Origin of the sequence: Achromobacter sp. UMC46 (assembly GCF_014170335.1) — a bacterium.
Classification (GTDB): Bacteria; Pseudomonadota; Gammaproteobacteria; order Burkholderiales; family Burkholderiaceae_B; genus Achromobacter.
On record NZ_LZZS01000004.1, the window covers coordinates 756392 to 779933 of the forward strand.

The following is a 23542-nucleotide window of genomic DNA, read 5'->3' on the forward strand; positions in this document are numbered from 1 at the left end:
GGCGGGGCGGCTACGTGCCGGCCAGGGGGGGCAGCGGCGCGCGCAAGCCGCCCAGCAGGAAGCTCATGAGCCGGGGCAGCAGCAGGTCGGGGTTGTCGGGTTGCTCGGCTTCGTCGAGGGTCCATCCCGTCACGGACCGCAGCAAGTCCGTGCCGATGATGGCGTACGAGGTGGCGCCAAGCATGAATTGAAAACGCCACACGATTTCGGCCTTGGGCACGTCGGGCAGCGCGGCGAACAGGGCATTGCGGTAGCGCTCCAGCACGTCGGCGTATTCCTCGGCGAACAGCGCGCGGATGAAGTCGGACGGGTCGGTCATGGTCCGTTCAAGCAGCGGCAGGAACGTGCTGCCCGCCTGGGCCGGATCGGCGGCCAGGCGCAGCAAGGTGCCGAAGAAGGCGTCCACGATCAGGGACGGCTTCAGGGGCTTGCCGCCGGATTGCGACTCCAGTTCATCCAACAGGCGCAGGCGTTCGCGGTTCAGGACCTCCAGGCGCCGTTTGAGCACCGCCTGGACGAGGGACTCTTTGGAGCCGAAGTGATAGTTCACCGACGCCAGGTTCACGCCGGCCGCGCCGGTGATCTGCCGCATCGATGTCCCGTCGTGGCCTTGTTGCGCAAACAGCGCTTCAGCCGTGTCCAGGATGGATTCGCGAGTATTGGGAGTTCTGATTTCTTGCATAAGGTTGAATTCAAACGTTCGTTTAAAAACATTATGCGGTAGGGAACAGCGAGAAGCGAGCCTCGGCAATCCCCAATAGGGTTTACCCGGAACGGCCTTCCCGCACCAGTCGCTATGCACCCTTCAGGTACTGAAGTACCGGGCCGGCTAGATCAGATGGATGAGGCAAGCCGCGCAGTCGGACGACGCGAACATCGGCCGTCGGCAGGGGGCTGGGCCGTTCGTCCTCGGACAGCCGCCCTAGGATGAATGTGGTCTGGAACGCGCGTCCAAAACGCCGCAGTATCAGCGCGAGGACTTGAACGCATTGCACCGGCGATACGTGATGCGGGCCCGTTTGCCTGACCGCTGCGGCTACCCGTGCGCCCTGACACAGGAGCAGGACAAATGAAGACCTACCGAGTGGGACTGCTAGTTGACGGGTATGAGCAACCCGGCTGGATGCATGAGATGGCGGAGTGGCTGATCCATAGTCAGGATTTCGACATGTCCGCCTTGCTGGTGATATCCCCCGAAGGCACGGGCAAAGCGCCGCGCCTGGCGGTGAAGGCCCTGTTCGGCACGTTGTCGCGCTTCGAGTCCAGGCTGCTGCCCGCCAAGCAGCGTCAGATGCTGGCGAACTGCCGCGACATGCGCCAGAGCATGCCGCCGGGTGTGCCGGTCCTGCAACGGGTGTCCGAAGCGGCAGCGCATGACGACGATGTGGTCGCCGCGCTGGGCCTGGACCTGGTGATCACGCTGGGCGCATCGCTGGCGACACGGGCGCAAATGATGGGGTGGGCTCGCCTGGGCGTTTGGCAACTGAGCTATTCGGATATCGCGGTGTCGACCAGCCGGTACGCCGGCTTTTGGGAGGTTTATCAACGCGAAGACCACACCACGGTGAAACTCTGGCGCGTCGGCCCGCAAGCGGATCAGGATGAGTTGCTGGACCAGCGCAGTTTCAACACCGAAGTGTTCTGGCTGAAGAATCAGGCGCGCGCCTTCAGCCTGGGAAATTTCATGGTCTATGACGCGCTGCAGGCGCTCGCCCGCGCCAGGCAAGCCTTGGCGGCGCCCGAGATGCAGATCATGAGCGGGCCGCGGCGGCCGGATCCGGTGGAGTGGGACAGCGCGGCTTATATCGCGCGCCAGGCCTGGTTAATATCGGATTTGATTGTGCGGCGCATCATGAAACGCAACGTCCGATGGCGGATCGGCATGTTTCCGTCCTCCCGGCAGCAAGCGGTGATATCAGAAGCCATGGTGCTGCAACCACCAAAAGGCCGTTTTTTCGCTGATCCTTTTGTATATACGCACGACAAAAAACCCTATATTTTTTTTGAAGATTACGACTTCACTTCCCGCAAGGGGACAATTTCGGTCGCAACCTACTCCGACGGGGCTTTCCGGCTGCTTGGCACCGCCCTGAACCTGCCTTATCACCTGTCGTTTCCATATATATTCGAACATGGAGGCGTGACGTACATGGTTCCGGAAACCTGCGGCAATCGCAGTATTGAGTTATGGAAGTGCACGGAATTTCCGCTTAAATGGGAGCTTGACGTCACGCTGATGACCAATATATCTGCCGTTGATACTATTATTTTTAAACACGGCGAATACTGGTGGTTATTAACAAATATTGATAGAACGGACGGACAAAGCCATTGCGACGAGCTGTTCGCGTTCTTTTCGGACTCTCCGCGCTCCACCGTCTGGACCCCGCATGCCTGCAACCCCATCGTGCGCAACCCGATGCGGGCCCGCAACGCGGGAATCGTTGTGTCGCCTAGCGGAGAGGTCATCCGCTGTGCGCAGTACCAAGGTTTCTGCCACTACGGAAAGGGCGTGTCGCTGAACCGGATCGAGGAGCTTTCACCGACCACTTATGTGGAGACGGACGGCGAAATCCACTACGCGAGCTTTTTGAGGAAGCGTCATGCTTCAATGCACCATTGGCATCATCAAGGGGGGCATACGGTATTTGACTTCGCCTATATGGAGTAAATGGCGGTTCCGGCCCAAAAATAAAAATGTTACCTATATTTCGATTGAAGGATGCTTGCGCGGGCGGGGTGTGTCCGCGGAAACATATCGAGAGTCTTTTCAGCCAAAATGGGACTTTCGTGCCGCAGCGGGGGTGTGCCCCGGCGCGGCATTTTTTTTGCCTTGTTCGCCCGTCATCCGCGTCCCTGTTACGCCTCCGTACTGGGCGGAAAGGATGGAATCGCCCTGGGACAGCTTGGAATCTTAGTGAAAACCCTAACATCAAAATGGCGGAGAAGCTCATCTCATCCCTATTTACGATGGTGATTAAGGCTAACGAATGATTTCTGTTTTTATCGGATTATATCGCCCTGAAACGTCTTGATTTTGAGAGTTTCGAACCATAAGATGGGTTCATGCCATCCGTTATGTTGGCTACCAAAGTTGCCCAGCCCGAATGCCCCGGTCCAGCTTCATTAGATATTCCGGGATAGTGCGGACCACCCGCCGCAGGGTTGGAAAAAAAATAGTCTTCAGCACAGCGAAGATCCCTTCTAGGCCCGTCGAAAAACCGGGAGGACACCATGGCCAAGATGGTCCTGATTGAAGCCCATCCGCTATTGCGGTTGGGGTTGTGGCAGATACTTAGCAAGTTGGACGATGTGTGGGAAATCGAGGGGATGGGCCTGGCGGATTTGTCCAAGGCCGACGGTGCGCATGCGGGCGCCGATCTTCTGATCTACGGATTGCCGGTGGATACCGACGAGGCATGGAGCGCATTGCACGAGATCCAGCGTGTGCTCACCCCCAAGCGGATTCTGCTGTTGACGGATGTGATGCCCTTACCCATGCCGGTGCAGGGCTTGCCGGGAGCAAGCGTGTATGGCTGCCTGATGAAGACCGCTTCGGTCGAAATCCTGGAAGCCGCGATACGCCTGGTCATGGCGGGCGGACAGTGCTTTCCTAGTGAACAAGCATTGCAGACGCCTGCGGCAACGGTCTGCGCCTTGCCTTCCCGCGATGCCGACGACGCATCCGGAAAGGGCACGATGCCGGTCAGCGCCGGTGCGCAATTGCTTCAGATCACGCCGCGCCAATACGAAGTCCTGGTGTTGCTGGCCAGAGGCTATCCGATCAAGACCGTCAGCCGGATGCTCAATATTTCCGTGGCGACCGCCAAGACGCATGCGTGCACGCTTTACCAGCGCCTGCATGTCAAGAACAAGGGAGAAGCCGTGTATGCGGCGTTGCAGCGCGGCGCGACCTTGGAATGGCATGATCCCAATGGCAGGGAGACGGACGCCGGGCAGATCTATGGGCGCAAGCTGGGGTAGCAGCAGATTGCGTTGCCTGCCCGGCAGCCTGGAACGCACAGGTTCCGTTGCTGCCGGGGTCCGCATAGCCATCCTGGCTAAGGCGTACACAGCAGGGCTCGGCGTGCTTTCTGGCACGCCTTTCCACCACCAATCATCCTCCTGAACGAGATTCAGCGAACGTAGCCGCTGATAGCATGGGTTGTGTCCGCAAGCGTGGGTTGAGAGCGCGAATCACAACATCTCGCGATAGCGATCCAATAGCGCGGACGAGATTCCCGTCATGCCGGCGTACCACCCCGAACCTGCCTTGGCAGCGTGGTGCGCCGGTGTGGCGGGAACCGTGTATGGGCCATGCGTCACAAGGTTCCTCCCGGGATGACAACCGTACTGATCGAAGACTACGCTCTGCTTCGCGTCGCAATTCAGCATGTGCTGGAACGTGTCCGGAACGCCGACGACATCCTGGCCATTTCGCCAGCCCACCTGCTCAACATGTCCAGTTCGATCAACCGCCCAGTGGAATTGCTGGTCGTCGGTTGCAGCGGCATGGCCGAGCAGGACATCGGGCTTATTTCCCAGTCGATGGCTTTCTTCATGCCGCGCCTGGTATTGGTGCTGTACTCCGTGCTGGACCCGTCTGTCATGGGCGTGTGCGCGCGGACCGGCGTAGCGGGATATCTGCCCAAGGCGTCCAGCCCTGATGCGCTGGCGGCGGCGGTAAGCCTGGTGATGGCGGGCGGCGAGTGCTATCCGCAACCCGCCGGCCGGCCCCAGAACGTGTCGCACGCGCCTGCGCAGGAGCTGCGCGAACTGACGCAGCGGCAGGAAGAAATACTGCAGCTGCTGGTGCAGGGAAAGACGATGCGCGAGATCGGCCAGCAGGTCGGTATTTCGGTGGCGACCGTGAAGAGCCACGCGCGCACGCTGTACTGGAAGCTGAACGCGCGCAACCAGGCCGAGGCGGCCTATATCGCCGTGCAGATGGGGCTGGTCAGAAGCGCGGGCACGCCGGCGCCGGTCAAGGCAGACCTCAAGGCCGAGGTCAGGGCTGACGGCAGGCTAGACGGCAAGTGATGCGTACGGACGCCTTTGATCGGGCGAAGCGCGCTTCACCCGATCAAAGGCGCCTTGCTTCAGATGTCGCCCTCGCGCGTCGGCGTTTTCAATGGAGCGGGCGTCTTGGCGGGCGTGCCCGCCACCGCAGCGAACTCGCGCTCGGCCGCGGCCAGCACCGCGTCCACGTGCAGATGGGTCAGCGCATAGCGGCGAGCGCAAGCGCCCAGGGTTTCCCGGGCCAGGGGATCGTCGCTTAGCGTGCGCACGGCCTGCGCCATGGCATCGGCATCCTCGGGCGGCGCGAGCAGCCCGCATTGCGCGACGACGGCGGCCAGCTCGGTGCCGGCCGCGGCGCCGCAGACGACGGGCCGGCCGCTGGCCAGCATGCCCGTCAGCTTGGACGGCATGACCAGATCGGCCGCGCCGGCACGTTGCGGCAATAAGTGGATGTCCGCGGTATTGAGCAGCGCGCCCAGCCGCGCGGCAGGTTGCAGATCCAGGAACACGACGCGCGGCAGCCCTTCGCAACGCGCCTGCAGCGGTGCGCGCTCGGGTCCCTGGCCGCAGAACACGAACCATAGCCGCGTGTCGCCGGACAGCAGCCGCGCCACGCCGGCCAGCGTCTGCAATCCCTGCTTTCCACCCATGTTGCCGGAGTACAGGGCGACGACCGCGTCCGCGGGAATGCCCAACTCGGCGCGGTAGTCGCCGCCGTCCGCGCGCGGCGTGATGGCGTTGACGTCGATCCAGTTGGGCAGCAGCACCGCGCGCTCGGGCGAAACGCCCTTGGCCAGCGCCAGGTCCAGCATGCGGTGCGAAATCGTTGACACGCGGTCGAAGCGGCGCATCAGCCAGCGTTCCGCCCGCCTGACCAGCGCCCGCAGGCCGGCGCCCTTGAGCAGGCCCAGCTCGAATGCCGCATCGACTTCGTAATCCTGGATGTGCAGCCACGCGCGCGCGCCGCACAATCGCGCCGTCAGCCAGGCGGCGGGCGCGCAGAATAGCGCCGGCTCCACCACGAGGATAAGGTCCGGCCGGCCGGCCGCCGCGCGCAGCAGCGACGGCAGGCTGGACACGGCGAAGCTTGCCAGATGGATCAGGCGCTTCAGCCCGCCGGGACGGGCGGGCACCCACAGGGGCGTGCGGCGCACGGTGACGCCGGCGCGCTGCTCCTTGCGGTAGCGGCCGGCGCGGTAGCCGTCGTGGACCTGCCATTGCGGGTAGTAGGGCGGCGCGGTCACGACGCTGACGTCGTGGCCGCGCGCGGCCAGCCATTCGGCCATTTCGGCGCTGTACTTGCCGATGCCGGTCAGTTCCGGCGCGTAGTTGATGCCGTAGATCAATATCTTCATGGCGGTGTCGGCAGGCGGGGGCGGACGGGCCGGCAGGGGTTGCCGTGGCACACCATCGCGGCCGGCATGTTGCGGAACACCGAACTGCGCGCGCCCACGACGGCCTCGCGGCCGATGGTCACGCCGGGGCCGACGAACACGTCCGTCGCCACCCAGGCGCCGTCCTCGACGCGCACCGCGCGTTCGCGCAACGGGAAATCCGGCCGGCCCGCGTCGTGGTCGGCGGCGCACAGGTAGCTGCGTTGCGACACCACGGCGTGCGCGCCGATATGGATGGGCCCCAGGCTGTAGATCACGGCGTCGTCGCCGATCCAGGCGTAGTCGCCGATCTGGACCTTCCACGGATAGGTCACCGTGGCGGTCGGCCGGATCAGCACCTTGCGGCCCACCTGCGCGCCGAAGCAGCGCAGCAGCCAGCGGCGAAAGCCATAGGCCACCTGGGGTGACCATCGGAACACCGTGCCTTGCACCATCCACCATAGCTGCACGGTCAACGCGGATCGGCCGCGCTGGCCCGGGGCCAGCGCAAAGCGGTCCAGTTGCTGAAGCGTGCTCATTTGGCGGCCCCCGCCACGGTATCGGCCTGCGTGTCGCCCGCCCGGGCCTCGCGCGCCTTCTGCAGCTCTTCGGTCTTGATGCGGATCTGCCAGTAGTACATGGCGCGCGCCACCGCGTAGTCGTAGCCGGCCTTGCCGTCCAGGAATCCCAGGCGGAAGACGTAGGAATGCAGGAAAGAAATCGGCGCCTTGAACGGCATGGCCTGGAAGATGCGCTTGAGCAGCGCGCGCGCGCCCACGTTGGCCTCGCGCGGATCGTTCATCAGGCCTTTGGTGCGCAGGTTGGCTTCCCAGTCCGAGTAGCGGTTGTGCTTGTCGAAATAGTGGAAGAGCGAATCGTGGTCGTTGTGCACCATGCGCTGGCGCAGCGCGAAGGTCTCGCCCTGGACTTGCGGCTGGTAGTGGCCTTCGACCTCCCACATGTGCGCCACGTCCAGATCGTCGTAGTCCAGGAAGCGGGATTGGTCCCGCGCCAGCAGCGCCAGTTTGTAGACGCGATGGCCGTGTTCCAGCTTCTTGCCGCAGAAAACGTAGTCGAAAGGCACGAAGGCGCCGCCCGCGCCTGCTGCGAAGCGCGGCAGCGTTTCACGGATTTCGGCGGCCAGCCCGGGCGTCATCTCCTCGTCGGCGTCCACGTACAGCACGACCGGGTGCGAGAACGGCAGTTGTTCCAGGCACCACTGCTTCTTCTTGGGGTACTTGCCGTTCCACTGGAAGTTCGAGACGCGGGCGCCCAGCGCCGCGGCCATCGCGCAGGTGGCGTCGGTGCTGTTGGAGTCCACCACGAATACTTCGTCGAACTCCCCCAGCGCCTTCAGGCACTTGGTGATGTTGCGTTCCTCGTTCTTCGTCATGACAACTACGGAAACCGGTATTTTCTGCATGATGCTGTCCTGTTCAGGGCGTGCCGCGTTGCATCAGCGGCTGGAATAGCGCAATGACGTTGCGGCAGTGCCGCTCCAGGGAAAAGGCGTCGGCGCGTTCGGGGCCTTGGGCGGCCAGTTGTTCGCGGATGCTGCCGTCGTAGGCCAGGCGGCGCACGGCATCCGCCAGTGCGGCCGCGTCGCCCACCGGCACGAGCAGTCCGTAGCGCCCGGCGTCCAGGATTTCGGCCGGCCCATGGGGACAGTCGGTGGAGATCACCGGCACGCCCAGGCATAGCGCTTCGACCAGCACATTGCCGAAGCTTTCGCGGATGGAGGTCAGCGCGAAGGCGCCCGCGCCCGCGATCACGGGGAACGGGTTGTCGATGTGGCCGGCCAGTGTGACGGACGTGCGGGACGGGCGTTCGTCGATGCGCTTTTGCAGCGCCGCGTGCTCGGAGCCTTCGCCCAGGATGGTGAACGCGATGCCGGGGTCGTCCAGCAGCGCGGCGGCATCGACCAGGGTGGCATAGTCCTTCACTGCTTCCAGCCGCCCGACGGCCACCACGTGATAGGGCGTCTTGGCGTCGCCTTCGGGCCGTTGGGCGCCTTGCCTGCGCACGTTGTCCAGCGGCACGCCGTTGTAGATGGTGTGGACCTTGCCGCGCAGCGGCGGAAACATGCTGACCAGGTCTTCCTTCACGCCGCGCGATACGCCCACGACGGCGTCGTGCCGGCGGTACGTCTGGCTGACCAGCCAGCACTTCAGGCGCCGCATCCGGGACGCGCCGTAATGGATGGCCGGGCTGCTGTGCTCAAACGCAACGGTCCGGAAGGTGCCGCCCAGGAACTTCCTGGCCAGGACGACCAGCATGTTGCACAACAAGCCGTGCGAGCACACGATGGCGGGCTTGTCGCGCCGGATCTGGGCAACCAGGCGCATGAACGCCAGCGGCAGCATCAGCCTGAGCTTGGTGGGCGATTCGATGATCGGCAGCGCGCGGGTGACCTTCGGGTTGCCGACCGGATATTCGCGGTTGCGCGAGCGCAGCAGGAACAGCGCGGAATCCACGCCCTGTTCGGGCAGCGCATCCACGATGAAGGCGACGCATCTTCCGACGCCGCCGTGCAGGTCCGGCGCGACAAACAAGACATCAGGCATGGGGAATCACTCGCGGTAGCGCCTGGCGCGCGGCGCCCGGGCGGTGGCTGGGGGTGAACGGCGCGGCCGGCGTCTCGGCATGCGGCACGGGCATGATCTGCGCATTGCGCATCAGCGACAGGCAATAGCACAGCAGGAAGCCGGTAAAGGCGGTCTTGGGCGCATACGCCAGACCGCCCGACAGCGAATCGATGAAGATGTAGATGGGGGCGGTCGCCAGCAGATAGCGCCGGTGCATCTCCAGCCCGGGATGGTGGTAGCGCTTGAGCAGCGTCAGCAGCAGGATCAGCAGCGGCGGCAGCATGATCATGATGGTGCCCACCACGCCGAACTTCATCAGGTAGAACGCCCAGGAGTTGTGCGCGAACGTGCTGAGCTCGAAGCCGTTTTCGCCCATCACCCAGCTGCGGAAACCGGCGCCCTTGCCGAACACCGGGCTTTCGGCGAAGAAATCCATCTGCCCCTGCATTTCCTGGATGCGCGCGCCATAGCTGGAATCCTCGTCCAGTTTTTCGACGCTGAAGATGCGGTTGGCCAGCACGTCCAGGTAGCCGATGCTGGCGAACACCAGTACGCCGGCGACGGCGGCGGGCGCGAAGATCAGCACGGCGCGGCGGCGGATCTCGGGGCTTGAACCCAGCAGCACGGCGATCAGCACCGACACCGCCAACTGCAGGTATTGGCTGCGGTTCAGCGAGAACACCAGCGCCAGCAGCATGTACACCGTCAGGGCATAGGCCTTGGGGCCCGACACGTTCAACGTGCGGCGGAAGTACAGCAGCGACACCACGCCGAACGGAATGGCCCAGACGCCCAGCCGCACGTTGCGCAGCGGGTTGGATACGCTGAAACCCTGCACTTGCTCCAGCAGCATCAGAGTGGCGACGGCCAGGCAGGCCGCCACGATGTACTTCTGCAGCACGGCATAGGCGGCGGGACTGTCGATGTCCTTGTAGCAAAGGAACGGCGTGCACAGGAAATAGAACACGATGCGCAGGTCGCGCGCCACATCCCCTGTCTCGATGCCGGGGTGGTGGGCCGACACCAGCAGCAGATAGATCACCGACATCGCCTGCAAACCCAGCAGCGCGCCCAGCAGCCCGCGCGGCAAGGCGTAGGCGCTGGGTTCGGCCAGCCGCAGCGCCTTGACGGCCAGCATGGCGACGAACAGCACGTCGAAGGGCGACAGCTTGAAGCTGCCCACGCCCAGGATGAAGCGGTCGTCGTTCAGGGCCAGGGCCGTGAACGCGAACAGCCCCAGCAAGTGCAGGGTGGAGAGTCGGCGGTGCGGGCTCATGCGAAGCTCCGTTTAGTGTTCACAGGCCCTAGTGCGCGGCCCAGTCGTCGCGTCCGAAGATCTTGGTGGTCAGCTTTTCGAACAGGTATGACAGGTCTCCCTGGCGGGCGTGCGCGGCCACCTTCGATGCGCGGCACGACAGTTCGAACAGCCGGCCCAGCCCCGGTTCGGTGCGCCGGATGCGGGTCACGATCTGTTCGCGTTCTTCCAGCAGCACGTCCTGCATCAGGGCGGTCTTGGTCTCGTCATGCGCCGTATAGACCCCCAGCGCGTCCGGCACGATCAGGTTCTTGCCTTCGCGCAGCAGCCGGCTCCACAGCTCCAGGTCCATGCAGTAGCGCATGCTTTCCTGCAGCAGCCCGTACTTGCGCAGCAGGTCGCGGCGGAAGATGGCCGACTGGTTGGGGATCGACGCCTTCACCACCGTCAGCGTGCCGCGGTTGACCGGCGTGTAGTGGATCTTGCGGAAGATCTGGTTGTTGGCGTCGGCCACGAACAGGTTGCCGCTGACGATCGGCGCGCGGCCCCGCGCGGCGGCCGTCCCCAGCTTGCGCAGCGCGCCCGGAAAATACAGGTCGTCGGAATTCTGCCAGCCGACGTAGTCGCCGGTGGCGCGCTCGAACCCCTTGTTGATGGCATGCGACTGGCCGCGGTCCGGGGTGCTTTCCCAATAGGTCAGGTAACGCTCGTACTTGCGGATGATGTCCACGCTGCCGTCTGTCGACCCGCCGTCGATGATGATGTACTCCAGCCGCGGATAGCCTTGGTTCAGCACGGAAAGGATGGTGCGTTCCAGGAACTTGGCCTGGTTGAACGAGGGGGTCACGATGGTCACCTTGGGCAACAGGCCCCCGGCGATCGGCGCGGGCGGGCGGAGCTCGCGGACGAAGTCGATGAGCTGACGTGAGTACTCGTTATGACGCTTGCGCATGTAGGACCTCAACATGTTGGGGTTATCGGGTGGCCGCTGGCAATGCGCCCGGGAAGTCGGGGCGGGATTGACGGATGGCGAGTGCCACGCCGGCCAGCGTGATCGCCGCATAGGCCATGCGGCCCCAGGCCGCGGCGTGCTCGCCCGCCGCGTGTACCAATCCCGCCATGACGCACAGCATCGCCAGCCCGCCCAAGCCGTTCAGGATGGCGACCGCGCGGGAATTCCCAAGGCCGAGCAGCGAGAAGTGCGCCGCGGCATTCAGGGACAACAGCCCTGAGGCCACGATCAGCAGCCGGAAGGTGGCGAGATGGCCGGTGGCCACGTTGTCGCCCAGCAGCAGGTTCAAGAGCGGATGGCTCACGGCCAGGACCGCCAGCGTGGCGCTGGCCGACAGCACGAGGTTCCACAGCATCATGCGGCGGATCTCGCGTTCGGCGGCGCCTGTATATGGCGGCGACACCGACAGGCGGCTGATGCGCGGCATGGCCTTCTGGAAGATCGCCACCGCGGCGGTATGGATGATCTGGCCGACCTGCACGCCGACCGTATAGATCGCCAGCGCGGCCGGCCCCATCAGGCTGCCCACCAGCACGCGGTCCACGGAGCCGAACGCCAGCGCGCTCAGGCTGTTCAGCCAGGACCAGCGGGAAAACTTGAACGCGTCCATCATCGCGGAGCGGTCGCGCACCGGGCGCACCAGCACCCGCCCGTAGGCGCGCGAGAACACGCGCATCTTCACGGTGCCGGCGACCAGCAGCCCGAACGCCTGGGCCAGGCCCGTCCAGGTGGGGGAGGCGGTCAGCGCGGCCGTGGCGCAGGCCAGCGCCATCGTGCCGGAACGGCTGAAGACCTCGCACAACGCAGTGGCGCGGAAATCCTCGCGCCCTTTCAGGCAGCCCGAGAACAGTTGGTCATACTGCTGGGTCAGATAGATGGCCAGCGCCGGCATGGCCAGCAGCGTCACCGCCACGCCGCCGAAGGTCGCGGCGGGCCAGGCCAGGCCGACGACCGCCCACAGCAGCACGGCGGCCAACGTGACCACGCCCAGCGCGCAGCCGATCAGCGACATGCTGACGCCCGCCGCACGGTACGCGCCGCCCGGCTCGTGCATCCTTTCGGACACCAGCTTGGTCGCGGTCACGGCCGCGCCCAGGTTGGCGGCATTGCCGAATCCGGCCAGCGCGATGATCATCGAATACTGCCCGAAGCCCACCGTGCCCAACTGGCGGAACAGGATGGGCAGAGCCACCAGCGCCGCGACCGGGCCGATGCCGTATTCCACCAGCCCCCAGAAGGAAGCGTTGCCGGCGATGTGTTTCCTGACGAGTCCAAACATCGGGTAGCCTGTCGTTCATGCTGGCGCGGCCGTCAGGCCACGGGCAGCGCCTGTCGGGGTTGGTCGGCGCGTTCGCGCAGGAAATGCCCGTAGGCCAGCGTGATGCCGTCGACGAGCGAAATGCCCGGTTGCCAGCCCAGCGCCTGCATGCGCGACGAATCCATCAGCTTGCGCGGCGTGCCGTCCGGCTTGCTGGCGTCGTAGACCACGCGTCCGTGGTAACCCACGACACGCGCCACCAGCGCCGCCAGGTCCGCGATGGATATGTCCTTGCCCGCGCCGATGTTGTAGATGCCCTCGGCGTCGGGATGCTCCATCAGCGTCACGCAGGCCTGGGCCAGGTCGTCCACATAAAGGAACTCGCGCAATGGCGTGCCCGTACCCCAGATCGTCACGCTTTCCTGGCCCGCTTCGCGGCCCTCGTGGAACTTGCGGATCAGGGCCGGCAGCACATGGCTGCTGTGCAGGTCATAGTTGTCATGCGGACCATACAGGTTGGTCGGCATGGCGCAGATGAAGCGCGCGCCGTACTCGCGCTGATAAGCTTCGCACAGCTTCAGGCCCGCGATCTTGGCGATCGCGTAGGGCTCGTTGGTGGCTTCCAGCGGGCCAGTCAGCAAGGCGTCTTCGCGGATCGGCTGCGGCGCCTCGCGAGGGTAGATGCATGACGAACCCAGAAACAGCAGCTTGCGCACGCCGGCCGCATAGGCGGCGCGGATCACGTTGCACTGGATCATCAGGTTCTTGTAGAGGAAGTCGACCGGATGATTCTGGTTGGCCAGGATGCCGCCTACCCGGGCGGCGGCCAGATACACCACATCGACCGGCGTGGTCGAGAAGAAGCGGTGCACCTGGTTCTGGTTTTCCAGGTCCAGCTCGGTCCGGGTGCGTGTCAGCACCTGCGGATAGCCGCGGCGTTGCAGTTCGCGGGTGATCGCGGCGCCCACCATGCCGCGATGGCCGGCGACAAACACGCGTTGCTCCAGGTTCGTCATGGCGGACTACTCCTTGTAGGCGTAGATTTCATAGCCGTTCTGTTCGACCAGCGCGTCGCGGCGCGCATCCTTCAGGTCGCTCTCCACCATTTCCTTGACCAGCTGCGCGAACGTCGTGCGCGGCGACCAGCCAAGTTTTTCCCGCGCCTTGGTGGGGTCGCCCAGCAGGGTCTCCACTTCGGTCGGGCGGAAGTAGCGCGGGTCGACCCGCACGATCACCTGGCCAGGCTTGATGTCATGCACCGGCGAGAACAGCACGGTAGCCGTCTCCTCCAGCCCTTCGCCTTCCCAGGCGAGCAGGATGCCCAGCTCGCGCGCCGCCGTATTGATGAATTCGCGCACGCTGTACTGCATGCCCGTGGCGATGACGTAGTCTTCCGGCGTGTCCTGCTGCAGCATCAGCCACTGCATTTCGACGTAGTCGCGGGCGTGGCCCCAGTCGCGCAAGGCCGACAGGTTGCCCAGGTACAGGCATTCCTGCAGGCCCAGCACGATGCGCGCCAGGCCGCGGGTGATCTTGCGGGTGACGAAAGTCTCGCCGCGCTTGGGTGATTCATGGTTGAACAGGATGCCGTTGCAGGCGTACATCCCATACGCTTCGCGGTAGTTCACGCTGATCCAATAGGCGTAGAGCTTGGCGGCGGCGTAGGGGCTGCGCGGGTAGAAGGGAGTGGTTTCCTTCTGCGGCGTTTCCTGAACCAGTCCGTACAGCTCGGACGTGGAGGCTTGATAGAAGCGCGCCTTCTCTTCCAGCTTCAGGATGCGGATGGCCTCCAGCAGACGCAAGGTGCCCAGGCCGTCGGCGTTGGCGGTGTACTCGGGCTCTTCGAACGAGACCCCCACATGGCTCTGCGCGGCCAGGTTGTAGATCTCGTCCGGCTGCACGGATTGCACGATGCGGATCAGGCTGCACGAATCGGTCATGTCGCCGTGATGCAGCACGAAGTTGCGCGGCTGGTCGTGGGGATCCTGGTACAGGTGGTCGATGCGCGCAGTGTTGAACAGCGAAGCGCGCCGCTTGATGCCATGGACCTCATAGCCCTTGGCGAGCAGGAACTCCGCCAGATAGGCCCCGTCTTGGCCGGTAACGCCGGTAATCAGTGCCCGTTTTGGCATGGTTGTATCCTTAAGACTTAGTGACTTCACGAAAGGAGCCGAAGGCTGCGGAACCAATGTGCAGTGAGATTACTGTTGCACCTGCCGCCAAGATATCGGCCAAAAGGTCTAAGAGTTCAGCCTGTCGGTAGGGAAAAAAGGACTGGATTGATTCATCCAGCGCACCCAATGCGGTAGCGGCCAGCATGGCCACCAGGGCTGGGCGCCGGTTGACCGACAAATAGATCAATGCAGTCAGGAAGCTGTAAGCCACAAGGTGCAGACGCTTGTCGCCGAAAGCGTCGGACATGTCGGCGGCCAGGCCGGGCAAGTTCCCCACGACGACCAGCACGGCGAAGAACACGCCCGCCACGGGCACGCAGACGCGTGCCAGCTCCGGCCGCCAGAACGGAGGGGCCGGCACCTTGTCAGACCCGGCCATACATGTCCTGGAAGCGCACGATGTCGTCTTCGCCCAGATACGCGCCTGACTGCACCTCGATGATCTCCAGCGGGATCTTCCCGGGGTTCTCCAGGCTGTGGGTTTCGCCCAGCGGGATGTAGGTCGATTGGTTTTCGGTCAGCAGGTACTGCTTGTCGCCGTTGTAGATGCGCGCCGTGCCCGACACCACGATCCAATGTTCGGCCCGGTGGTGATGCATCTGGGACGACAGGCGCGCGCCCGGCTTCACCGTGATGCGCTTGACCTGATAGCGCGGTCCGTGGCCCACTGAGTCGTAAGACCCCCATGGGCGCTGGACCTCGCGGTGGTGGTTCAGTTCGGACCGGTGCTGGGTCTTGAAGACTTCGACCAGGCGCTTGATGTCCTGCGACCGGGATTTATGGGCCACCAGCACGGCGTCGGCGGTTTCGATCACCACGATGTCGTCCAGCCCTACCGAGGCGACGAGCCGGCTGGTGGAGTGGATCAGGCAGTTGCGGGAATCCTCCAGCGTGACGTCGCCCGTGGTGGAATTGCCGTCCACCGTCTTCTGGGCGATGCCCCAGACGGCGTCCCAGGCGCCCACGTCGCTCCACGACGCGGCCAGCGGGATGACGACGGCGCTGTCCGTGCGTTCCATGATGGCGTAATCCATCGAATCGCTGGGGCAAGCCTCGAACGCCGGCCCGTCCAGGTGGAACAGCCCGCCATCCCCATGGCCGGTGGCGACGGCGGCCTGCACCTGTTCCAGCATCTTCGGCGCCAGGCGCGCCATTTCCGACAGGAAGACCGAGGCCTGGAAGGCGAACATGCCGCTGTTCCAGTAGTAGCCGCCATCCTCGATGAAGCGTTGCGCCACTTCCGGCGACGGCTTTTCCACGAAGCGGCGCACGCGCCGGGCCGGCGCCATGGCGCCAGGTTCTTCCGACTGGATATAGCCGTAGCCGCTGAGCGGCGCGGTCGGGGTGATGCCGAACGTCACCAGCGCGCCTTGGCGCGCCGCCTCGTACGCGTCGGCAAAGGCGGCGCTGAGCACCTCGCCGTCTTCCAGCACGTGGTCCGACGGCATGATCAGCATGATGGGGTCTTCCCCGTCCCGCATGGCGCGCAGCGTGGCCGCGGCGATTGCCGGCGCGGTGTTGCGCGCGAAGGGCTCCAGGATCACTTCGGCGTCCTTGATGCCCAGCTCCAGCGCCTGTTCGGCGGCGATGTACTGGTGGGCATCGTTGCACACCAGCATCGGCTTGGCCTGGGCGCCGGCCGACGTCAGGCGCAGCAGCGTGTTCTGCAACAGGCTGCGGGCATCGGTCAAACGGATGAACTGCTTGGGCAGCAATTCACGCGACAGGGGCCACAGGCGCGACCCGGAGCCGCCGCAAAGAATGACAGCCCGGTAGGGGGGAGGGGGATTCGTCATGGCGCTCACTCCTTGAAGTAGGCCTGGGTGTACGGATGCACGCCGGGGTCGGCGGCGATCTCTTCGGCAGGCAGCCAGCGGTAGCTGTGGTGCTGGGCCTGCGGAAGGCAAGCGGTGTCCAACGGCAATTCGGCCTCGTAGGCGAGGACGACGTAATGGGTGGAGCGTCCGGCTTCACCCGCGAAATTGGTGCCATAGAAGTGTTCGTACACGCCGCGCGGCGTCCAGGCCTCGGCCGCGATAGGCAGGCCCAGTTCGTCGCGGGCAATGCGCCGCAGGGCGTCGCGCAGGGACTCATTCTTGCGGATGCGGCCGCCGGGCACGAACCAGGCGCCCCGGGCGGGCGGATTGGTCCGCAGGCCCGTCAGGTAGCGGCCGCTGGCGTCGCGCAGCAGCAGGTCGATGGACACCAGCGGCAGCATCTCCACCGCCTGGCGGAAGTCGGCCTGCGCCAGCATGCCGCCGCAGGCGCCATGGGCGCCTGCGACGTGTCCGGGCCATCCCAAAGGCTTAGTAGACATTGCGGCCCGTCCATCCTGACACGGCCGTGCGGGCGATGATCAGCAGGTCCATCCGGAACGTCCAATGCTGGATGTAGTAGATGTCGTGCTCGACGCGGTCGCTCATCTTGCGCAGCGTGTCCGTCTGCCCCCGAAACCCGTTGACCTGGGCCCAGCCCGTGATGCCCGGCTTGACCCGGTGGCGCATCATGTAGCGCTGCACCAGGTCCTTGTACATTTCGTTGTGCTCCAGCGCGTGCGGACGGGGCCCGACCACCGACATGTCGCCCATCAGCACGTTCAGGAACTGGGGCAGCTCGTCCAGGCTGGTACGCCGCAGGAAGCCGCCGATTCGGGTGATGCGGGAATCGTTGCGGGTCGCCTGCGTCACCGTGCCGTGTTCCTGGTGCACGGTCATGGTGCGGAACTTGTAGACGTGGAACACCTTGCCGTCCACGCCCAGGCGCGGCTGGGTGAAGAAAACGGGGCCACGGGACGTCAGCTTCACCATCAGGGCGATGGAGATCATCAGCGGCGACAGCCCGATCAGCGCGCAAATGGCGAAACCGCGGTCGAAGACCTCTTTGGCCCAGCCGCGCACGCCGGCGGCCGGCAGGCTGTTCAACTGGATGGCGGGCAGTCCCAGGAATTCGCCGATGCGGTGGCCCAGCAGCTGGATCGACATCACATCGGGGATCCAGCGGATATCCACCAGGTCGTTGCGCAAGTGGTACAGCACTTCGCGCAATTCCTGGCCCGCCTCCATCGGAAGGACGATCCAGATCTCCCGCACGTTGTTCTCGTGGACGAAGGCGTGCAGATTGTCCAGGTCATGCAGGCGGCGGACTTGCGGCGGCAGACTTTCGTGCGGTTCGGCGTAGATGCCGGCCACGTTGTAGCCCGCGCCCCGATACCGTTCTACGCGGCGCCACAGGTCGTGGCCCAGCGCGCCGAATCCCACCAGCAAGACGTTCTTCTTGTTCAGCCCGCGGTCGCGCGCCGCGCCCAGCGCCGCATACACGGCGATGCGCACGCCCGTCAGCGTCAAGGCGGCCATGCCGAACCAGGTAGCCGCCCACATGCGGGATATCGCGGCGGTCTGATGCATGAGAAAACTGACAAGAATGCCCAGCGCGAACACCGTGGCCCAGGCCATCAGGCTGCGCACGACCAGATCCGTCAGCAGGCGGCCCCGCCAGGACACATACAGGCGGAACGCCGGGAAGAGGGCGATGACGCCCAGGCCGCACAAATAGATCAGGAACAGATGGATCTGCGGCGGGTCCGCCAGAGCATCGTCCGAGAATTTCAAGCCGGTGGCAGTCAGGCCGCAGGTGATGACGATCGCGGCGTCGAGCAAGCGGTACAGATAGCTTGTCCCGCTGAATCTTGCCGACGTGTCCGTGTTGGACGGGTCCATCGCGCACTCCTGTTCGTGGGGAGTCTTCTTGCGGCCGGAAAAAACGATGCACTGCCGCAAAACATGGGGCTACCGACGAAATCTTATTGAGTGCAAGGCGTACCCGAAACCTCCAAACGATGTAGGAGAAGGCTTAGGGCATCCGTCGAATGTGCGGGGCTTCGAAAAGAGAGTGGAATGTCGCAACCCGTTACGCATCGGGCTCCATTCCAAGCAACGAAGTCATTCACAGTGGATTTGCCATGACGACATTTTTCGGAACGTTGAGCCGAGCCATCGCCGCTATCGCGCTCGTGTCCTCGCTAGGCGCTTGCGCCCTCTCTCCCGGTATGACCTTCAACGCCGACCACCTCGTAGATCCTCTGGATCCGAACTCCGTGGCGCCGATCAAGGAAATCACGCCATCGCTGGTCGTGGACGACCTGCGCGCCCGCCAGGCATTGATCGACAACGATGGCGTGGACCGCCTGGTCGGCAGCGTCGAGCCTTACCGCATCGGCGCCGGGGACATCCTCTCTATCGTGGTCTGGGATCACCCCGAACTCGTCCTTCCGACGCAAACCTACGCCATCGGGACAGGGGTGACTGAACTAATCATGGGGGATACCGCCTCGGGCATTCCGGGCTATACGGTCTCATCCACTGGATATATCCAATTTCCCTATGCGGGATTGCTGAAAGTGGCGGGGTTGACGGAACTTCAGGCGCGCAATCTCATAGTCAATAGTTCCGGCAAGTACATCCAGGATCCGCAAATCACGGTACGCGTGCTTGGCTATCGCAGCAAGCGTGTTTACGTCGAAGGCGAGGTCAAGTTGCCGGGCACGGTTGCGATCAACGACATTCCGATGACTCTGCTTGAAGCGGTCAACCGCGCGGGAGGCTTGCTGCCCACCGCAGACCGCAGCGCTGTCTATGTGATTCGCGATGGCCGCCGTACCCGCGTGAACCTGCCCGCGCTGATCGAACGTGGCCAGGACTTGAATCAGGTCATGCTGAAGTCGGGCGACATCGTTCGTGTGACGCCGCGCGACGACAGCAAGGTGTTCGTGATGGGCGAAGTGTTCCTGCCCACCACGGTGGTGATGCGCGACGGACGCATGTCATTGACCGAGGCGCTGGGCATGGCGGGAGGACCGAACCAGCTCACGGCCGACGCGTCGCAAGTGTTTGTGGTCCGCAGTACCGAGCAAGCGACGCCGCAGGTGTTCCACCTGAACTCCAAGTCGCCGCAGGCTCTGGCGGTAGGTGCGAAGTTCGAGTTGGAACCCAAAGACGTCGTGTTCGTGGATACGGCAGCGCTGGTGCGGTGGAACCGCTTCATCAGCAACCTGTTCCCGAGCGCGCAAACGGTACAGACCGTGAAATCGATCAACTAGTCCGCCTTTCTGGGGTCGCCAGACCCTAAACCACGCCTTTGGGGGCGCCGCGACCGCGGCGGCGCCCACGTCTGGAGAGCTGCATGTCGTTGCCCATCGAATCATTCGAGCCGAACGTCCCGGCTCGCCAGCAGGAAACCCCGTTGTCCTCGCATGTGGACGCCATCGTGTCGAACCGGTGGATGATCATCGCGATCACCTTGCTCGCCTTCTTCGGCGCCTTGGCTTATGTGATGGTGACGCCATCGGTCTATTCGGCCGACATCATCGTCCAGGTCGAAGAGGAGATGCCCAATGGCCAGGCGCGCAGCCTGCTGGGCGACGTCTCCGCCATGTTCGACACCAAGGCCGAGACCTCTGGCGAAATGGAAGTGCTGCGTTCACGCATGGTCGTGGGCCCGGCCGTCGACAAGTTCCTGCTCTACATCCACGCCAAGCCGCGCTATTTCCCCGTGGTGGGCGAATGGCTGGCGCAGCGCTACGAATCATTGCCGTATCCGAGCAGCCTGCCGCGTGGCGGGTACGCGTGGGGCGGGGAGTCCATCGCGATCTCGCAGCTTGACGTGCCCAACGAATGGCTGGGCAAGCCCTTTCGCGTGACCGCGCTGGGCGAAGGCCGCTACACGCTGACCGACAAGTTCACGGGCGCCGCGTTCAATGGCACCGTCGGCAAGCCCGAACACTTCCTGCTCCCCGGCGGCGGCGCGATGGATGTGCACATCGACGCGCTGGCCGGCCGTCCCGGCACCGAGTTCACGGTGTCGCGCAGTTCCCGCCTGGCGGCCATCGAAGACGTGCAATCGCATCTGGGCATTTTCGAGCGCGGGCGCGCCTCGGGTGTGATCGGCGTTTCGCTCGAAGGCAACGACCCCGCGCTGACCACCGCGGTGCTGAACCAGATCGGCCAGGAGTATGTGCAGCAGAACGTGAACCGCAAGTCGGCCCAGGCCGAGAAGTCGCTGACGTTCCTCGAACAGCAGTTGCCTATCCTGAAGGGCGAGCTGGACGCGGCCGAGACCAAGTACAACGCCTTGCGCAACAAGCGCGGCACGATCGATCTGAGCGAAGAAGCCAAACTGATCCTGGCGCAGTCGGTGGATGCGCAGACCAAGGTGATGGAGCTGCGCGCAAAGCGTCAGGAATTGATCACGCGATTTGCGCCGACGCACCCCAGCATCGTGGCCATCGACCGGCAGATTACGTCGCTCTCCGGCGATGTCAGCCGCATCGGCAACAACATCAAGCAGTTGCCCGACCTGGAGCAGGACGTGGTGCGCCTGGTGCGCGACGTGCGCGTCAACACCGAGCTCTACACGGGCCTGTTGAACAACGCGCAGCAGCTGCGTCTGATCCGCGCGGGCAAGGTGGGCAACGTGCGCATCCTGGATGCTGCCGTGCAACCCGACCGCCCCGTGCGCCCCAAGGCCGCGATCATCATCGGCGTGGCCACGGTCATCGGCCTGATCTTCGGCATGCTGTGCGCCTTTGTCCGCAACGCGTTGTTCGGCGGGCTGTCGGAACCCGAGGACGTCGAGCGCTACACGGGCCTGCCGGTGCTGGCCGCCATTCCGTACAGCGACATGCAGGACAAGCTGTGGCGCCGCAGCCGGCGCAAGAATGCCACCGTGTCCGCGCTGCTGGCGCAAAGCCAGGGCAACTCGCCACCCATCGAAAGCCTGCGCTCGTTCCGCAATGTGCTGCAGGCGTCGTTGCGCCAGTCCGCCAACAACATGGTCATGTTCACCGGTCCGGTGGCGGGCGTGGGCAAGTCGTTCTTGTCGGCCAACTTCGCTTTCATCCAGGGCGGCGTGGGCAAGCGCGTGCTGCTGATCGACGCCGACTTCCGCAAGGGCCAGCTGAACCGCTATTTCGGCGTGCCCAAGGAAGACGGCCTGTTCGAAGTGCTGTCGGGCACGATCCCGCTGGCCCGCGTGCGCAAGCACAGCGTATCCGAAGGCGTGGATTTCATCGCCACGGGCGCGGTGACCTTCGATCCCTCGGAATTGCTGGCCTCGCCGATCTTCGGCGCCACCCTGCGCGAGCTGGCGTCGCAGTACGACATGGTGATCCTGGATACGGCGCCCGTGCTGTCGTCGCCCGACGCGGCTGTGGTGGGCACGCATGCGGCGGCGGTCATGGTGGTGGTGCGCTCCGGCATGAACACCGTGGGCGAGATCCGCGAAACGGCCAAGCGGCTGATCCAGGCGGGCGCGCCAGTGGATGGCGTGCTGTTCAACGGGCTCAAGCTCATGCCTGAGCGTTTCGGCTTCCGCTCCAAGTATGGAAGCTACCGGTATTCACGTGCGGCGTATTACGGCGATTTCAAACAGAACGGCCCCAAGTAACGCCACCCGGAGAAACTGGCATGCACGGAACTTTTGGCTGGGATACCCCGCAAATTCTGGATGCGGTTTTCAAGGCTTACGACATACGCGGCACGGTGCCGGACGAAATCGATGCGCGCTTCGCCCACAGCCTGGGCATGGCGGCGGGCACGCAGGCGCGGGAGCAGGGCGCGCGCTCGATCGTGGTGGGCCGCGACGGGCGCATCAGCAGCGTGGAGCTGGCGGCCGCGCTGCAGGCGGGCTTGCGCTCGGCCGGCATGCACGTCATCGACATCGGCATGGCCACCACGCCGATGGTGTATTTCGCCACGCGCCTGATGGACACGGGCGCGGGCATCGCCGTCACGGGCAGCCATAATCCGCCCGCGCACAACGGCTTCAAGATCGTGCTGGAAGGCGCGTCGCTGTACGGCGAAGGCATCACGGCGCTGCGCGATGCGATGCGCTTGCCGATCGAATCGGCCGCGGTATCGGGCGGGCGCACGCAGATGCAGATCCAGCCGTGCTATGCGGCCCGGCTGCTCGGCGACATCCGCATGGCGCGGCCGATGAAGATCGCCATCGACTGCGGCAGCGGCGTGGCGGGCGCGGTGGCGCCGGCGCTGTTCCGCGCGCTGGGTTGCGACGTGACCGAACTGTTCTGCGAAGTGGACGGTTCATTTCCCGGGCACCATCCCGACCCGGCCGACCCGCAGAACTTGCAAGACCTGATCTATTGCCTGCGCTATTCCGACTGCGAAGTGGGTCTGGCGTTCGACGGCGACGGCGACCGGCTGGGCGTGGTGACGAAATCGGGACAGATCATCTGGCCGGATCGTCAACTGATCCTGTTCGCGCGCGACGTGCTGGCGCGCAACCCTGGCGCCGAGATCCTCTACGACGTCAAATGCAGCCGCCATGTGGCGCGCGCCATCGTCGAGGCGGGCGGCCGCGCCACCATGTGGAAGACAGGGCATTCCCTAATCAAGGCCAAGATGCGCGAGACGGGCGCGCTACTTGCTGGGGAGATGAGCGGCCACATGTTTTTCAAAGAGCGCTGGTACGGCTTTGACGACGGCATCTACGCGGCTGCCCGGCTGCTGGAGATTCTGTCGTCGGCGCCGGACCCGTCGGGCTTGCTGGAAAGCCTGCCGCAATCCTGCGCTACCCCTGAAATCAAGCTGGACACCGCCGAAGGCGAACAGTTCGAACTGGTGGAGACCTTGCGCGCACAGGGCGAATTCCCTGGCGCGATATCCATCAACGACCTGGACGGGATCCGGGTGGACTATGCCGACGGCTTCGGCCTGGCGCGTCCCTCCAACACCACGCCGACGGTGGTTTTGCGTTTCGAAGGAGACACCGTGGCCGCATTGGCCCGTATCGAGGAGGACTTCCGCAAAGCGTTCCGGCGCATTGCACCTCACGTTCGTTTACCGTTCTAAGG

At 64.5% G+C, this 23542-nt stretch carries 20 protein-coding genes; 6 read left to right on the forward strand and 14 right to left on the reverse strand.

The window, feature by feature from the left end:
- Positions 1-10: 10 nt before the first annotated feature.
- Positions 11-682, reverse strand: coding sequence for a TetR/AcrR family transcriptional regulator (locus A9973_RS31105; protein ID WP_255469041.1), 672 nt, complete (start codon positions 680-682; stop codon positions 11-13).
- Positions 683-1069: 387 nt separating this feature from the next.
- On the opposite strand from A9973_RS31105, the gene A9973_RS06485 reads away from it, so the two are divergent.
- The 3 genes from A9973_RS06485 to A9973_RS06495 all read left to right on the forward strand — a co-directional run bounded on the left by A9973_RS06485 (position 1070) and on the right by A9973_RS06495 (position 5040).
- A complete protein-coding gene (locus A9973_RS06485) occupies positions 1070-2671 on the forward strand; it encodes a hypothetical protein (RefSeq protein ID WP_183012907.1) in 1602 nt (533 codons plus the stop codon).
- Positions 2672-3234: 563 nt separating this feature from the next.
- Complete coding sequence (locus A9973_RS06490) at positions 3235-3984, forward strand: response regulator transcription factor (RefSeq protein WP_183012908.1); 750 nt, start codon at positions 3235-3237, stop codon at positions 3982-3984.
- 357 nt (positions 3985-4341) lie between these two features.
- The gene (locus tag A9973_RS06495; protein ID WP_255469042.1) at positions 4342-5040 is read left to right on the forward strand and encodes a response regulator transcription factor; all 699 of its coding nucleotides are present in this window, start codon (positions 4342-4344) and stop codon (positions 5038-5040) included.
- Between the two features lie 59 nt (positions 5041-5099).
- Here A9973_RS06495 and A9973_RS06500 read toward each other — a convergent pair whose 3' ends face one another.
- From A9973_RS06500 to A9973_RS06560, 13 genes are read right to left on the reverse strand one after another with little or no spacing between them, the layout of a single operon-like run.
- Positions 5100-6374, reverse strand: coding sequence for a glycosyltransferase WbuB (locus A9973_RS06500; protein ID WP_183012909.1), 1275 nt, complete (start codon positions 6372-6374; stop codon positions 5100-5102).
- Positions 6371-6931 (reverse strand): putative colanic acid biosynthesis acetyltransferase, encoded by a 561-nt coding sequence (locus A9973_RS06505; RefSeq protein ID WP_183012910.1) that lies wholly within the window; start codon positions 6929-6931, stop codon positions 6371-6373. Before A9973_RS06505 ends, A9973_RS06500 begins: the two co-directional genes overlap by 4 nt.
- Positions 6928-7785 carry a glycosyltransferase family 2 protein gene (locus A9973_RS06510; RefSeq protein ID WP_255469043.1) on the reverse strand — a complete coding sequence of 286 codons (858 nt, stop codon included), beginning with the start codon at positions 7783-7785 and terminating at the stop codon, positions 6928-6930. Before A9973_RS06510 ends, A9973_RS06505 begins: the two co-directional genes overlap by 4 nt.
- Positions 7786-7828: 43 nt before the next feature.
- Positions 7829-8956 carry a glycosyltransferase gene (locus tag A9973_RS06515; RefSeq protein ID WP_183012912.1) on the reverse strand — a complete coding sequence of 376 codons (1128 nt, stop codon included), beginning with the start codon at positions 8954-8956 and terminating at the stop codon, positions 7829-7831.
- Positions 8949-10253 (reverse strand): O-antigen ligase family protein, encoded by a 1305-nt coding sequence (locus tag A9973_RS06520; RefSeq protein WP_183012913.1) that lies wholly within the window; start codon positions 10251-10253, stop codon positions 8949-8951. The genes A9973_RS06515 and A9973_RS06520 overlap by 8 nt, the downstream gene beginning before the upstream one ends.
- A 28-nt stretch (positions 10254-10281) precedes the next feature.
- Complete coding sequence (locus tag A9973_RS06525) at positions 10282-11184, reverse strand: glycosyltransferase family 2 protein (protein ID WP_183012914.1); 903 nt, start codon at positions 11182-11184, stop codon at positions 10282-10284.
- A gap of 22 nt (positions 11185-11206) precedes the next feature.
- On the reverse strand, positions 11207-12523 hold the full coding sequence (locus A9973_RS06530; RefSeq protein WP_183012915.1) for an oligosaccharide flippase family protein: 1317 nt from the start codon (positions 12521-12523) through the stop codon (positions 11207-11209).
- Positions 12524-12555: 32 nt separating this feature from the next.
- Complete coding sequence (locus A9973_RS06535; RefSeq protein ID WP_183012916.1) at positions 12556-13518, reverse strand: GDP-L-fucose synthase; 963 nt, start codon at positions 13516-13518, stop codon at positions 12556-12558.
- 6 nt (positions 13519-13524) lie between these two features.
- Positions 13525-14634, reverse strand: a complete 1110-nt coding sequence (gene gmd, locus A9973_RS06540) for a GDP-mannose 4,6-dehydratase (protein WP_175174023.1) — start codon at positions 14632-14634, stop codon at positions 13525-13527.
- Between the two features lie 10 nt (positions 14635-14644).
- On the reverse strand, positions 14645-15055 hold the full coding sequence (locus tag A9973_RS06545; protein WP_183012917.1) for a VanZ family protein: 411 nt from the start codon (positions 15053-15055) through the stop codon (positions 14645-14647).
- Positions 15042-16472: a mannose-1-phosphate guanylyltransferase/mannose-6-phosphate isomerase gene (locus tag A9973_RS06550; protein WP_183012918.1), complete on the reverse strand. Its 1431-nt coding sequence runs from the start codon at positions 16470-16472 to the stop codon at positions 15042-15044. Before A9973_RS06550 ends, A9973_RS06545 begins: the two co-directional genes overlap by 14 nt.
- A gap of 5 nt (positions 16473-16477) precedes the next feature.
- Positions 16478-16930 carry a GDP-mannose mannosyl hydrolase gene (locus A9973_RS06555; protein ID WP_183013185.1) on the reverse strand — a complete coding sequence of 151 codons (453 nt, stop codon included), beginning with the start codon at positions 16928-16930 and terminating at the stop codon, positions 16478-16480.
- Positions 16931-16982: 52 nt separating this feature from the next.
- Positions 16983-18392 carry an undecaprenyl-phosphate glucose phosphotransferase gene (locus A9973_RS06560; protein WP_183012919.1) on the reverse strand — a complete coding sequence of 470 codons (1410 nt, stop codon included), beginning with the start codon at positions 18390-18392 and terminating at the stop codon, positions 16983-16985.
- Between the two features lie 242 nt (positions 18393-18634).
- On the opposite strand from A9973_RS06560, the gene A9973_RS06565 reads away from it, so the two are divergent.
- From A9973_RS06565 to A9973_RS06575, 3 genes are all read left to right on the forward strand, one after another.
- Complete coding sequence (locus A9973_RS06565; RefSeq protein ID WP_183012920.1) at positions 18635-19771, forward strand: polysaccharide biosynthesis/export family protein; 1137 nt, start codon at positions 18635-18637, stop codon at positions 19769-19771.
- Positions 19772-19854: 83 nt separating this feature from the next.
- Positions 19855-22116, forward strand: coding sequence for a GNVR domain-containing protein (locus tag A9973_RS06570; RefSeq protein ID WP_183012921.1), 2262 nt, complete (start codon positions 19855-19857; stop codon positions 22114-22116).
- A gap of 20 nt (positions 22117-22136) precedes the next feature.
- Positions 22137-23540: a phosphomannomutase/phosphoglucomutase gene (locus A9973_RS06575; protein ID WP_183012922.1), complete on the forward strand. Its 1404-nt coding sequence runs from the start codon at positions 22137-22139 to the stop codon at positions 23538-23540.
- Positions 23541-23542: the final 2 nt, after the last annotated feature.